General features: G+C 54.2%; 7 protein-coding genes. 2 read left to right on the forward strand and 5 right to left on the reverse strand.

Translation table 11 applies throughout. From position 1 onward, the window contains the following. Positions 1-439: 439 nt before the first annotated feature. Both ACTG2S_RS00005 and ACTG2S_RS00010 read left to right on the forward strand, forming a co-directional pair. On the forward strand, positions 440-2479 hold the full coding sequence (locus ACTG2S_RS00005; protein WP_274160661.1) for a TonB-dependent receptor: 2040 nt from the start codon (positions 440-442) through the stop codon (positions 2477-2479). A 63-nt stretch (positions 2480-2542) separates the two neighbouring features. Further along, positions 2543-3166: a PepSY-associated TM helix domain-containing protein gene (locus tag ACTG2S_RS00010; RefSeq protein WP_201947160.1), complete on the forward strand. Its 624-nt coding sequence runs from the start codon at positions 2543-2545 to the stop codon at positions 3164-3166. Between the two features lie 414 nt (positions 3167-3580). Here ACTG2S_RS00010 and ACTG2S_RS00015 read toward each other — a convergent pair whose 3' ends face one another. The 5 genes from ACTG2S_RS00015 to ACTG2S_RS00035 all read right to left on the reverse strand — a co-directional run bounded on the left by ACTG2S_RS00015 (position 3581) and on the right by ACTG2S_RS00035 (position 14272). Next, positions 3581-4957, reverse strand: a complete 1377-nt coding sequence (locus tag ACTG2S_RS00015; protein ID WP_274160656.1) for a hypothetical protein — start codon at positions 4955-4957, stop codon at positions 3581-3583. Positions 4958-5022: 65 nt separating this feature from the next. Then, the gene (locus tag ACTG2S_RS00020; RefSeq protein WP_274160657.1) at positions 5023-9444 is read right to left on the reverse strand and encodes an ATP-binding protein; all 4422 of its coding nucleotides are present in this window, start codon (positions 9442-9444) and stop codon (positions 5023-5025) included. Between the two features lie 729 nt (positions 9445-10173). Next, positions 10174-10668 (reverse strand): hypothetical protein, encoded by a 495-nt coding sequence (locus tag ACTG2S_RS00025; RefSeq protein WP_223930607.1) that lies wholly within the window; start codon positions 10666-10668, stop codon positions 10174-10176. Positions 10669-11086: 418 nt separating this feature from the next. Beyond that, positions 11087-13522, reverse strand: a complete 2436-nt coding sequence (locus ACTG2S_RS00030; RefSeq protein ID WP_274160658.1) for a primase-helicase zinc-binding domain-containing protein — start codon at positions 13520-13522, stop codon at positions 11087-11089. Positions 13523-14026: 504 nt separating this feature from the next. Then, positions 14027-14272 carry a hypothetical protein gene (locus ACTG2S_RS00035; protein ID WP_047438419.1) on the reverse strand — a complete coding sequence of 82 codons (246 nt, stop codon included), beginning with the start codon at positions 14270-14272 and terminating at the stop codon, positions 14027-14029. Between the last annotated feature and the right edge of the window lie 90 nt (positions 14273-14362).

Below are 14362 nucleotides of genomic sequence, written 5' to 3' on the forward strand. Positions count from 1 at the left end.
TGGTCTGGCTCTTCGTGTTTGGTCCGCAGGACGCATCCATCCTGTGGGAGATCACCAAGGTGCCGCTGCTGCTGGGATCATCTCTGCTGGCCTATCGCCTGCTGGCGGCCCAGCCCCTCACCCGCCGACTGCTGCGTACTCGCTGAGTCCGATATCCGGCCCGTCCTATCGGGCCGGATGCCTATTCACGTTTTGTCCCTTTCTCTTCCGCTACGCCCTTTTTCCCTTGCTTCATTCGCGCGGTTTGCTGCAATGGCTCTGCTTTTCAGCCGAGCTCCCCCGACCGCACAACACGCACCCAAAGCCCCCTCCATTTTCACCTTGCCAGACAAATGAAAATCAATATCATTGGCATCCCGCTTAAGCGGGTCAGGCTAATTTATAATTAAATCAATATGTTCGAGCCGTCAGGTCGACATCCAAAGAGTCAATATTGAATATGCAGCACCCTCACTTTCGCAGAACGCTGGTCTCGCTGGCACTGCTGGGCACCGGCTTCACTGCCCAGGCCGCCGATGAAACCATGACAGTGGTTGGCAAACGATCCCAGCATCAGGAAGTTGCCACCGCAACCCGTACCAATACGCCAGCCAAGCTGGTTCCCCAGACCATCGACAGCGTCAAGGTCAGCGAGCTGACCGCCTTTGGCCAACCCACATTGAGCGAAGCTCTGGTCGGCATTCCAGGTGTTGATGCAAGCGGTGATACCCGCTTCGACGGCGTCACAATCCGCGGCTTTAGCGCAGGCACGGATTTCTATCTCGACGGATTCCGCGACGACATGCAGTACACCCGGGATCTCGGCAATATCGAACGGGTAGAAGTGCTAAAGGGCCCGGCAGCAGTACTCTACGGACGTGGTAGCAGCGGCGGCATCATCAACCGCATCAGCAAAAAACCGCAGAAAGGGCAGGAGTCCAGCGTCACAGTACGCGTGGGCAGTTACGATTACCAACGCATGGCCGCAGACCTGAGCGCCGAGCCGAGCGAGGCGGTGCAACTACGACTCAACGTCGCTCAGGAAGACAACGACAGCTTCCGTAATGGCGTGCACGGCAGACGTACTATGGTGGCACCAGCCATGAACTGGGATATCACTGATCGATTGAGCTGGCTGCTGCAATACGAACGCAATGAATCGCACCGCACGCCGGACCGCGGTATCCCCGGCCTTAACGGTCGTCCAGCAGATGTGCCACGTGACGCCGTCTATAGCGATTTACGGCGTGACTACATCAATGATCTGGCACAGTCGGCACGCTCTCGCTTCACTTGGGATGTAAACGACGACTGGCAGGTGCGCCAGCAACTGAGCCTGATCGATCTCTCGAGCCAGTTCGACAATACCTACATAACCAAAATGGAAGGTGAGCAAATAACTCGAACTCGCTGGCAGCAAGATTTACAAACCCGCAATCTCGCCTCCAGTCTTGAGGTCGAAGGACACCTGCAGAGTGGCCCCATTGCCCACACCCTATTGGTCGGCACCGATCAGGGGTGGCAGGAGCGTTATCCCAAACTATGGAGAAGCCCTGAACTTAAATCTTTCAACCTTTACAACCCTGAGGCCCTACCGACCTATGACGGCAAGATGTCCCCCTCCTCGGACAAGCGCAGTAAAGTGCGTAGCACTGGCACCTATGTGCAGGACCAGCTGACTCTAGGCGACTGGCAACTATTACTGGGTCTGCGTTATGACCACTTCGAGGTCAATAGCCGTGATAACATCAAGAGTTCTGAAGAGACCATTACCAACAGTGCATTGAGCCCACGTGCCGGCTTGGTATGGAGCCCAGTAGAGGAGCACGCCCTCTATGCCTCCTACAGCAAGAGTTTTATGCCTAACGGCGGCGCCCTGATCGGTCTAAATGATGTTGGAAACAAAAACAACAACCTCGATCCCGAGTTCACTCGTCAATATGAAACTGGCGTTAAGAGCGACTGGCTGGATGGTCATCTGGCCACTACTCTGTCGTTCTACCGCCTCGAGATGTACAACAAGCGTCGTACAGACCCCAACGACAACAAAACAGTTCTCCTGACTGGCCTGCAACGTACCGACGGTATCGAACTCAGTACACGAGCTCAGCTGAACGACGAGGTTTATCTCCGCGGCGGCATAGCTCTGCAAGATGCAGAAATGGTGGAAGACTCCATCAATAAGGGTAATCGCCCAAGCAGCGTATCACGCCTAAATGGCGAACTGTTTGCCGGTTATCAGCAAGGAAAGCTCGGCTGGTTCGGCGAGAGCGGTGTTACCGCTGTGGGTGATCGCTTTGCTGACAATGCCAATACCACGGTGCTCCCCGGCTATGCTCGCGTTGATGCCAGAGCAGGTTATCGCTGGCAACATTGGGAAGCGCAGTTCGGTATGGAGAACCTGTTTGACACTCACTACTACGTAAGTGCTACCGGCGCCTCTCAGATCATGCCCGGCTCCCCACGGCAGGTTAATTTGACTACGTCCTACCGTTTTTGATCCAGTGACAACCACCCCGACTGGCCAGCCCTTGCTGGCCAGTTTTTTTATGAAGCAACCAAGATGAAACGCAGAAGAGTTCCCCTTCACAACAACAAATGGGTACGCCGCCTCCATGCCTGGGCCGGTTTTTTTACCCTCGCCCTGATGCTGATGTACGGCATCACCGGCCTCTGGCTGCAACACCGTGCCGTGTTGCCCATCCCCGGCCCCCACACCGACAAATCGAGTGAAAAGATAGTGCTGGAGGCGCCGTTCGCCAGCCCGGAGCAGCTGAAAAGCCTGCTGCAACAGCGCTATCCCGATACCTTTGCCGACGGACGAACCATGATCACCCCGGCCCAGACCCTGCCCACCCCGAACGGCCCGCTCACCCTGCCCGCCAAGTGGGAGATGCGCGGCGTCACCCTCAGTCAGAGCGTGGCCGCCAGCTATGTTGAGGGTACCCTGCTGGTACATACCGACCTGCAGCAAGCCAACTTTGCCGCCAGCCTAAACCGGCTGCACCGCGGCATGGGTACCGGCCTCGGCTGGCAGCTGTTTGGCGATATCGCCGCCCTGGCTCTGCTGCTGCTGGCCCTCACCAGCCTGTTTATGTGGACCAAGCTGCACGGCACACCCAGAGCCATCATCGCGCTGACACTCGCTGGCAGCCTCGGCACCCTGCTGTTTGCCCTGCTGGGGTAACGCAGCAACCATGATCTGATGCAGCAAGGTTTGGAAAGAAAACCGCAATAGAAACAGGCCGCTGGCGGTGATGCCGGCGGCCACATCAAGAAAAGGAAATAACGGAGAGCGGGAAAAGAGAAGGGATATCAAGAGGTAACGGGAAGTACTGCCAGCTCAACAGCAACGCTCCAACACGCAGGAACGCCAAAAAACAAAAGGCCATCATTGCTGATGGCCTTTTGTCATGAATTTGATGGTCGGGGTCGGACTCGAACCGACACGGTTATTCACCGGCGGATTTTGAATCCAGAAACTGCGGTTTCACAAGGATAGTACGAGTCGTAATACCTTGAATCAAGAGGCTTTGAGTTATCTCTAGTTTGCTGTGAGTGAGGCGGGTTTTCACACTTTGCACATTTTTACCCACCGAAATCACATGAACACTACTCCCAAGCTCAGCGTCTCGTCGAAATGGCCAAAGGAGCCCTCTCGGCGAAGTGTGCGTACACGCCAGAAGTAGAACTGCCGTATATCTTGGTCTGCTACATCAAGTAATTCTCGATAGGCTGTACCTCTAGAAACCAGAGCCGTACCGCAATTTCCATCAAACTGCATCGGGCGAACAGGACCCCAACCCGCATTCCAGTAATAAAGGTCAGCGACGACCTCATCATCTGATTTGACTTCCAAGTATCCGTTATGAGGTACGACCTCGAGCTGGTCATAGTCAGGCATCGTGGGCAAGAAGAGTCGCCCCGGGTACAGGTCATGTTGCAGGTAGCCTAAACGGTCTATACCGAGTGCCATGGCCAGAGGCCAAGCCCTGCTCTTCTTGTCCGCAACAGCGTAACAGGCGGGCGGAATCAAGACTGTCATCGCACTTAGCGGCTCCAGAGCATAACTGTGAAGCATTTTCCCGCTACTCCAATAGTCTTTCAGATGCTCAGCCAAATTCTCATCCAGAATGCAACCACCTCCCACCTGGTTCCAGCGAATAACAGAGACTTCTATACAACGCTCCATTGAAATTACGATGGGCGACGTGAATGCTATCAGCTCGTCATCAGGACTTTCGGCTTGTGCCCGTTCAACTAGGCTGCGGACAGCAGAACCCATTGCCTCGTGGTCACCGTCAAAGTCAGTTGGACCAGGAAACCACGATGGACGCTCTGGTCTGAGCAACGCAAGCGTCGGGTGAACAGGCAAGGCCAACAGAGCCATTCTTTCCGCCCGACCTGGAGGCATACTCCAAAATGCTTTGGCAACCGCCAGCGTGCGGAGGTAGGCGGAAATCATACGCATGGCAGCCCGAGACGAGATGTGGCCGATGAACCCGTCGCCCAGAGGCCGTGAAAAATACCAAGGGTCACCCTGAAAAGGAGCATCTGGGTAGGCGCTCCTGTTAACAGACCACTCGAAAGCCATCTGGCGAACAAATGGAAGCCCCGTGGTGCGCTCAATGTTCTCCATAGAGGTGCGGAAGATCCGAGGAAGGTCCGCCCCTTGCACACCGTTGAAATCCTGTGGAATAACGAAGCCCTCGGGCACTTCTTCCAGACCGGTGATAGGGACATCAGTCCATAGTCCAAGACTTTCCAGCAACAACGCTGATAGGATGGACGGCTTAGGAATGCTTTGCGCCAATTTCGGGTTTGCCTCGTAACGATGCATCTGCGCCGCTATCCAGAAGACGCAAAGCGCCTCCACCACCTCGGCCTCAAGCTTACGTGAGCGCAGAAACTCAAGTAGCGAAGCCTCCGTTGCTGCTTTAGATACCTGCTCACCCAGCCGAGCTGCAAGCTCTTGCATGGTCCACCACCTTGTAGCGGTTGACGGCCAGCCGAGCCTGGCGATGAGGATGCTAAGGTCGTCCATCATTTGCCCATCGTCCTCGACACATCAAGCTTTCCTGCCCAACGCGGGCGCTCGAGCGGAAGGGTTCGGGTGTCTTCACGCACGCAATTGACCATCACTTCGGCAAACCTCACGGCATCTGCCAAGCGATTTTGTCGCACATAGAAATAGACCATCAGATCCTTCGGTGCTAAACGCGGCGGCTCTGGCTCACCAAACACACCGTAAGTGGTTGCAGCGACAAATTCGTCACACCGGCTCAGGAAATGTTTCACGACCATATCCAGCCGTTTGCAGGTCTTTGTTTCCTCCTCCATATAGCTCATCCACGCACCATTTTGGATATGCGCCTGGACCAAATACTTCCACGCAACTTTTAGGCCGCTCAACTTGCGTCTCGTCTCAAAGGCAAGGTCATACAATTCGAGAATGCCCTTTCTCCGTCCCTCATCTGACATAAGCAAACTGTCCAGCACCGCGAGTAGACGCTTGCCATGCCCAGCCTGCTCCCAATGCTCATACCAAACTCGGAGCAGCTTATTCTTCTCGTTGTAACTGTCTGACAAGCTCGCCAATAGTTCCTCCAGTTGTTCAGGCGCAAATGTAGTGACGTCACTGGAATAAGGTTTGCTGTCAATGTTATTGCTTGGTGAATCAGTATGTTGCAACACGCCAACATTCCAGCCGACATGTTCCCTAAGAACACTTAACCGCTCCGCGGCACCATCCAGGCCATCGCGTTCGAGCCGCATCAACTCGTCCTGAATCTCGGGGTGTACCCCCGTGCGCATGAGCGCATCAAGCGGCCAGCCTTCCTTTACACCCTGTTGTACATATGCCCGCAAACTGTTCTCCGCGTGCGACCAATCGCCTGCGTGCGTATGTTCCTCATACTTTTCAACCAAGGCTGCTGGGCACAGCTTTGCCAGCAGGCAGTCCGCTGCTGCAAGTAGGTGTCTTGTGCCCTTCCCGTCTGTGTAGTCCAAAACGTGGTGAATTTGGGGCGAGAGTAAACTGAGTAGCCGTCTAGCGTCATCTGGTGAGGCATCCACTAGGTACTCAATTGCATCGAGCGTGTTACTTAACGTTGGGTCCTTACGGTGCCCATAACCAGTCGTCAGCTCCCAGACCTGTTTGCAGAGCTCCCGTGCGTCAACGTTTAATCCATGGGTCAAAGCGATGCCACACAACTGCAGAGGCGTCTGCAGATGAACACTTGTCTCCTCACGGATATCTGCATCCAGCAGGACGCGTTGAGAATGAACGAAAGCAGCTGCCGCTTCATCACTCATCCTAGTCAGCAATCCTGCCGCGTACTCTGCGCGGAAGGATGCACTGTCAAACCACTCGGATGTGGCTGCAGCAGCTAAGGTCGCCTCGGTAATCGCCACATCGTCACGGTTGAAGAGTAGGCAACTGCCGAGTCGAATGTCGCAGGCAACACGATGCAACCCGGCTCTGAAGTCTTCTGCTGCTGAGCTTGCGTTGTAACCCTGCCTGAAATGCCTGAACATAACCGGCTTGAGCAGTTCGAATATCTCATGAAAGTCCACGAACTCTCCTTGCCACCAACGCCCTGCAATTTGGTCTGCAATCACTGAAAGAGCATCAAGAAAGTGACTGATGTTGTTCCTGTCCTCATAGTGTGGGGCCCTCACGAACTCGAAGGCATTTTGCCCATCGGCTCTCGCGCACAGACTGACGTGGACACCACTAAAGAACCAATGGTGTACGAGCGTAGTTAGATCGTCTTTACGTTCGTAGAAGTTACCCCTGAGCCACACGAGCGGAATAGGCTCATTTAGAGGCTTCGAAGTTCGCTTACAAGCAGCCTCCACCGCTGCGACAAAGGGGGTTCGTCTCAGTTTGCTGAAGTCATCGTGGTCGACAATGCTTACTCCGGCCGTTGCTGCCGCACGAACGCAGAAGTCACTTAGCACACTCGTGTCCAAATCAGGTTGCAAAGAAATCGCGGCCTCCATCAAGTCATCAAGGTAACCGTCCTCAACCAGCATTCGTGCTCTTGGCATCCATACGATGGTGCTGTTTTCTCTAACTAGTTGGACAAACGCCTCTGGGGTCGCCCCGATAGCCCCAAGGCGCGTGAACGCATCGACCAAAAACTGGAACTCATCAGCCCCCGAGTTGGATGAATACCGGTTGGAGAAGCGACTAAGGCCTCTAAAACGACGCAGGGTCTCGTCACCACAGGTCTCGGCCAGTACCGTCTGGCCACGTGCCCGCAAGGCTAAACCGAGCGCAGCCACATCCAAGATATCCGTCTCGTGCCGTGAAGCCATGGCCTCTTGGATGACCCCCTCATTGGCCGTCAGCGTCAGGGTAAATGACACCAGCCGGGCTATGTCGTCGCTCTGCATCTGAAATTCGCTGCCGCCAACCATTCGCATCTGCAAGTGTGCAATTCGATATGCGTCCGCAAACGCATGGGTCTCCAGAGCAGCGACCAGTGCTTCGGATAGCAGCGTGTCAAAAAGCGATTCTGGATAGCCCTCCTCTAAACGGAGCATGATCCAGTCGCGGGTTAGCCCACTAATGAGATTTTTGGGATTACCCAGCCTTGCCTGGACTGTCCATAGCCAGTTAACACTAAGAGAAGGTGGCGCTTCAGTTTCCAACCAGCTCGCTACTGCTGGCATCAATTCCTTGATGCGTTCGTCGTAGCCTATGGTCGAACGAACAAAGACCGCCAGACTTTCATGGAAAACCTTCAGGCCAGCGGTTGACGAGTGCAGCAGATGTTCCACTTTGACGACCTCGGGCTGCGCAGTGCGCAACTTCGCAGAGATCTCCCCAAAAGCAGTTTTAGGCCAAAAGAAAGGAAACGCACATACCAATCGCAGTGTGTCCTTGAGACTTGGCGGCAGCGCCTCCCACAGCGACGAGTAGTAGAACTTTGCCTCTTTGGTCATGTCACCCTGTAGCCGCTCGATATTCCAACTATCAAGGGGGCGGCCTGCGTGCTCAAGCTCGGCGGTGGCATAGATGACGTGCAGCGGGTGGCCATTGGTCTTCTTGCGAAGCGCGCTCGCAGTTTCCTGTAGCTGTCGTTCCGACTGCTCCTGATCGTCAAACCGGGTTGAGAGCCTGCCTTCATCAACCGCCTTACACAGGTACGACAGGACTGCGTTTTCAGACATCGCCGGTAACGTTCGCCAACTAGCCTTCGGCGCTACAGCCAAGAGATCCCTAGGTAGTTGAGCGTCATCGACCGGCTGTGTGCCCACTAATAGAACCATGTTCTCCGGGCACGGAATAATCTGGGAAAACACATCGTCCAGCGGACGCTTGTCTGCGTTGTTGATTCGCCAGACGTGGTCTAGGCCGTCCAGAACTAGTACAAGCGGTTTACCCTGCTTCTTGTAGTAGGCTGCGCATGCTTCAAGGAGCCCTCGCAGATCACTGCCGGGCGCATAAGCTTCCGGATGTAGACGTTCGACCTGCGTCTTGAGCGATTGCTCAACCACATAGCTGTGTACACGATCTCTTCCCCGCTCAGTCGTCGAGAGGAAGTAGTGGTGGCGTAGCGTGGGAATTTTCGACTCAGAAAGCTCTTCGCACAGCGCGCTTAAGTATGTGCTCTTCCCACGGCCAGGTGGGCCCGTGAGCACAATTGCTTGCCCAACACCGGCAACAGTGGCTTGTGCAAACTCGAGATGGAATGTCTCGTCAGGCACCTCATATCCGAGCGGCACAACAAAATCTTCCGGTAAGGGCGCCGGTGGTGTTGCCCGCAGGATGGTACGGACCTGATCCAGATAAATCCATCCTTCTGGCGGTGGGGCATTTTTTCGAATCGACCAGTTCAAGGCGACGTTCTTTAGGTTCGTAATTCCCTCAGGTGTGCCGTGTTGGCGCAGTCTCGCATCGATCTCGTGCTCGAGAGATTCGAAGCCCTTATCACTGTGAACGATCTGTAACTGACTGAAGAACGCTTCGCACATCCTCTCATCGCCAAGCTCGGAGAGCACTTCTGTGCGCCGCGGCTCCGGAATCTTGGCGAAGGAGATTTTCCCGCCAACTAAGCACGCCTCAATCTCAGCATCTGGCCGACGATTGGTCTTGAGCGAGAGCGCGCCAATACGCGCCGGTTCCAGTGCGACGAATGCGTCAAACCACTTGCGCAACATCGATCTGGACCGCGAGGTCTTACCGGCCTTTTCCAGCATCCACGTCCAGTCCAATGCATGCACGTTTGGGTTCGGCGTGTACTTGACCTGCTCAAGGTCGACTAGGTCGTCGGGGCGTTCAGCGACGATATCGTCCAGCCCGGTTGGCGCAATGGCATCGTCATCGCACTCAAACTTCACACGGGTATAGCGTGTTGGTGCGTCGAGCCAGTCACACAGGAGTTTCAGTCCCTGCCTAGTTTGGTAGAGATAGCCTGCGGCAGTGATCGCTGTTTTTTTGATTTCATCAGACATAAAGTGGAATCGACAAGAAGGTGGCTCGCACAACTCTGGCTACTTGATATTGTTGCCATATCACTCAGCAATGGAGACTAACTCGCCCCCTCTCAAAGTGAGAGTAGGGCAAGGCAAATGTGACTTTAATGGCACCCTTTTGCAACCACTTCACAGACCACTTGTGATTCGAAGGCGATTGTGGCGATCAGATCACCACCTCCTCCTCAGTTAGCTCGATTTACCTAAACGCGGCCCGATAACAACCCGGAGGCCATCCACTACCACCTTTCGATACGACAAGGTTCAAGGGCACTCTGCAAATGATCACTCGTAACGGGACAAAGGATTTTGCATTTTTGGGGGGACCCTCGAAGAGGCGTGTGCGATCGCCCCTACCTGCAATCTCTTGCCAGGACAGGGCTTGCGGTGAATCAGGAGACTGGTGACTACAAAAAACGATCCTGGCTAGCCAGAAAAGGGATCGCCGATAGTAGAGAAAAAGGATCGTTATGCAAAACGATCGCTTTTAATAAAAACCCTTATTTTACTGTGAGTTACTACGATATTGCCGAGAGTAAGCGATCCTGTTTTTGCACTAGAGCCGTACAGTCAAAAGCGATCGTTTTACCACATTTGGGAATGTAAGCAGGGCTGTAGCCCGCATTCTTATTGGGTTATGCCAACCCGATACCCACACAGGGCAATAATGATCGCCTGTAACACAAAAAGTGATCACTTAGGGGGTGATCACCCCGGGATTTTCTCCAACTCCCAACCCCATGGTTCATTTGGTGCGCCCCTAGGGTATGAGGCAAAACGCCAACCCAACTGCTTCAACACTGTGTTCAAGCGACGAAACACCATCCTGTGATTTGAATGACTCAGGTTGTAGAAATCAGTCAGCTCCTCACAGGTCACGCCGGGGTCTGTTGCGACGACCAGAATATAGGCATGGTGCGGATGCCACTCCATTGCAACGACAAGAGCAGCCAAGTGATTGATCGGCGCCAGCTTGGCTATGGCATGGTCTCGTTCTGCTCGTTCCATCAATCGACGGTTAGACTGCCCGACATTCCGAGCCCAGGCATTACGATACCGAAAAATGTCTTCGACTCCCGGTGCTGGCTTGCACAATCGTTCTAGCTGCTTGCGTTGGCGTTCTGCTCGTTTTTGCTCCTTTAGCCGCTGCTTTTCCTCTTTCGCTATCTCTTTGGCATACCTCTTCAGAATTTCGTCGATCATTCGCTTCTGCTTCACGTTGGGCTTGGTGGATCATCATTGGCTTGGCCCGCTAATCCCCTGAAATGTTTTACCGCTTTTGGTGCCTACCCAGCCTACCCCCGTTGCAGGCCTTACCAAGACTGGCTTGAGGCGTGCAGGGTTCAACATTCAGACCCTACCCATACCCTACCCCGGCACCGTTTGGTTAATCAGAGCAGCCTAGATTTGCAACCAAGCCAAATCAGCCATGACGGTAGGGATAAAGATGACCAGTAGGGTTTGGGTAGGGTTAGAGAATACCCACCCTACCTCTTTATATCCCTTGCCTGGCAAGGCTTTCAGCTGTGCTAGGTAGGGATGGTAGGGTTTGTAGATGAAAGTCCTAGGTATCATCAGGTACAGCGGCCAAGCTCATCATTCTGTCATCACTATGCCGTCATTACTGATCGGCGTAGACCGCTTGGGGTAAGAACATCTCCGCTACCTCGGTCAACATAATGTTGGTTTGCGATTTGCCCTTGATCACCCGACTGCAGTATTGGCGGCCATACTCTTTGGCTGCTGCCTTGAGCGCACGGCTAAAACCTTGAACTGATAGCGGGCGCCCCAGACCGTGGTACTCCATGAAGGCAAGGTAGGCATGATAGAGATAGCGTCGGGGTTCCCGCTTGATCTCCGGATTACCCCCCATCATCAATCCCTTGGGTTCATCCAGAAAGAGCACCATCCCGCAAAGGTCGATCACGGGGTCGGTGGCTCGTTTGATGATCAAGGCATCATCGGAGTTACGCTGTTCCAGCAATAAGTGACGGGCATGCTCAGGTTCGGTGAACTGGGCTAACAGATAGCGGATCACCACCGGCAACTCGGCGGCAATCTTGTCTCCAAGCAACGGGTCTTTATCCGCTTCGGCCACAACCCGGTCAAAGGTAAAGATCACCCTACGTCGGGATATTCCCCCATTGCGTTCAGTAATGACCATAGGCTCGTTATTGGTGGCCAGCACAACAGCCTGAATGACAGTGGCAAATTGTTTCTCATACTTCCCATCGATCTCGACCAAATCGCCCCCGGTAATGGCCTTGATGCCACTGCCATCACCGATGTATTTGGGCTGGTCAGGCAGCACAATCAGCCGTTTATCGACAAACTGGTAGCGACTTTTAGCGTGGTCCAGTGAGGCCATGTTGCCGGAGCCAGTGTTCCGTTTTCCACCAGCTAACAGGATTGCCACATTGGCAAAGATGCTCTTGCCGCTGCCCCCCTCACCGGTAACCTCAAGGAATAGCTGCCAGTCATAACGGTTTGCCAGCACCATATATAAGGCGGCATTGATGCGAGCCATCTTGGCGGCGTTGTTATCGACTGCGTGAGATAACCACCTAGTGAAGTTGGGGGCATCCCGCTCGAGACATTCATCAACGAGTGGCGGAGCATAGTTGATGCCGTTGTGAGTGAGCAGCCCATTGCTGGGCGAATGTGGCCGAAACTGGCGAGTTGCCATGTCATAAACCCCATTAGCAAAGCCGATCAGCTCTTTGGTTGGCTGGCCCATGGTTGGGATCATCAGCTTCATAGTGGAAACTGTGGTGGCAATACTTTTGTCACTGAACGGAACTCCATGCTCGGTAAAGATGGCAGCCATTTCGCGGCGCAGTTCTGTATCTGTCCATGGTGTCCATAGGCCACCGTCATAGCGATAGACACGCTCGGCCTCAAGGCTGATAGCAACTTGCCCCAATCGTTCAACCAGTAGTGCAGCCCGCTGACTAGCACTCATTTTGTCGATCATGGTGGCTGGTGGCTCATGCTCCCGTTCCTCGATCTTCCTGGATGCCTCTCCCTTCTGGCTGGCGTTTTGACTTTGGCTGACCGCCAGTCTGGTGCTAGCGCTCATGATGGCCTCTTGTGTCTTGCTCAGCCCATGAGCTTGGTGGTAATCGTTCCAATCCCCGGCCTCTGGTGGAAATATTGCACGCCCTCCCACAGCCAGTGCTGCTTGCTCAGTCTGGTGCTTAGTGGAGTCGTTACGCTGGCCTGTTGCGTTATCCAAATCGTGATCACCACAGATGATGATTTCGGCGTCTGGGTTCTGACTTCTAGCAATCTCAGCCACGTTCATCAGATTGTTGGCACTCATCGCGCAATAGACTGTTGCCCCTGTCGCCTGCTGGACTGATAGACCGGTGGCGTAGCCTTCCACCACTGCCACCAGCCCCCCACCATCAATGCGATGATATACACCAGCCTTGCGGCCACCACCCAAGGTGTGTTTCAAACCATCTTCGTTGCGAATTAGCTCCACGTTCACCAGATTCCCTGCTCCATCGAGCAAGGGAACAATCACGCTACCGACAGGGAACACCTCACCGTTTATCGTTTCTTTGGTACCGCTGATCGCGCTCTGGTGTTCCGCAAAACCTTTCCTTGATAGGTAGGCGCTACCACAGCCACGCGAATGAGCATTCATGATGCGGCAGGCGCGTGCAGCAGCTTTCCTGTGGCCATCTTCCCGCTTTCGGGTTTCCTCTTTGACCTTGACCTGTTGTTGCTGGTGGATGCGCCCCCGTTCGACAGGATCTAGCCCACCGGCAGCCAACCCCACCATAGGCGCTATCAACTCTGCTGCCTCCATGGGGCTCTTACTCATCACCCGGCATACCAGATCCAAACCATCCCCAGCACCGCACTGGCTACAGATGAAAGTCCCTCGCCCTTCCTTGTCATCGAGTCGAAAGCGATCTTTGCCGCCACAGGCAGGACAGGGGCCATGCTTGCCATGACGAGGAATATGGAGACCAAGGCCCGCCAGCAAATCGGGCCAGAGCCCTACAGCAGCGGCTGCTACATCAGAAACAAACCTTACAGTGCTCATTCCTCGCCCCCAACCAGAGCGGCTACCAGCTCATTGAATGCCCGGTCATCTAAGCCCGCCTTCATTTGGCGAGCATAGGGGCGAGTTACAACAGCAGCAGCCCCTTGGCTTTGCGCTATAAATGCGGATCTCGCTTTTCGGCTGCAAAAGGCACTCAATACTCCGACACGGGAGCGTTTGCCGGTTCTGGGATTGGGTGGTCCATAGAAGGTTTCAGCCTGGCTATCAGCGGCCCATGCAAAATAGATCATCGCTTGCCCTCCGAATCAGAAGACGAAACACGGATCTCGGCCAGCAAGCCTTGATGGCCTTTATGGATTAATAAGTGAACTTTCATGCTAAAATTACCTCGCACTCACTGGCTCCTTGGTCTGCAAACTGTCAGAGCCAGCGAGTAATTCGAAATGCCCTTACTGTCGCAGGTAAGGGCTTTTTTTCATGTTTTCCCCATGGGTTTGCACACCATGTTTGCCTATATCCGGTAACAGATGGATTCCCTGCGGTTTAATCATCCGTCGGGTGTTGTTCAGGCAGTCCACCAGCCATCCACAAGCCGAAGAGTTTGGTATTCACAAACATCCGCTTGCCGACAATTCGGCAGCAACGTTCTAAGCCGGGCTTCTCGGCTCGCTTCCAAAACATGGCCTTCAGTGTGGGATAATTAAATTGGGGGTAGTGCTTGGGGATTTCGGTTACAGGCAGCCAGTTGTTGAGATCTTGGCTGATTGCGATGAGGTTGAGGTCTTGCATATAGCAGATGCTCCCTTTCCAGTTGCTCTTGGTGTTCTGCGGTTTGGTCGGGGAGCATTTAATCAAACTTGAGGTGTGTCGTAAGGTGCA

The organism is Aeromonas sp. 82P (assembly GCF_051919365.1).
In the GTDB taxonomy this organism is placed as follows: Bacteria; Pseudomonadota; Gammaproteobacteria; order Enterobacterales; family Aeromonadaceae; genus Aeromonas; species Aeromonas veronii.

Coding starts and splice junctions, on each gene's coding strand:
- ACTG2S_RS00005 (WP_274160661.1), top strand. CDS start 440: ATGCAGCACCCTCACTTTCGCAGAACGCTGGTCTCGCTGGCACTGCTG.
- ACTG2S_RS00010 (WP_201947160.1), top strand. CDS start 2,543: ATGAAACGCAGAAGAGTTCCCCTTCACAACAACAAATGGGTACGCCGC.
- ACTG2S_RS00020 (WP_274160657.1), bottom strand. CDS start 9,444: ATGTCTGATGAAATCAAAAAAACAGCGATCACTGCCGCAGGCTATCTC.
- ACTG2S_RS00025 (WP_223930607.1), bottom strand. CDS start 10,668: ATGATCGACGAAATTCTGAAGAGGTATGCCAAAGAGATAGCGAAAGAG.
- ACTG2S_RS00030 (WP_274160658.1), bottom strand. CDS start 13,522: ATGAGCACTGTAAGGTTTGTTTCTGATGTAGCAGCCGCTGCTGTAGGG.
- ACTG2S_RS00035 (WP_047438419.1), bottom strand. CDS start 14,272: ATGCAAGACCTCAACCTCATCGCAATCAGCCAAGATCTCAACAACTGG.
- ACTG2S_RS00015 (WP_274160656.1), bottom strand. CDS start 4,957: ATGCAAGAGCTTGCAGCTCGGCTGGGTGAGCAGGTATCTAAAGCAGCA.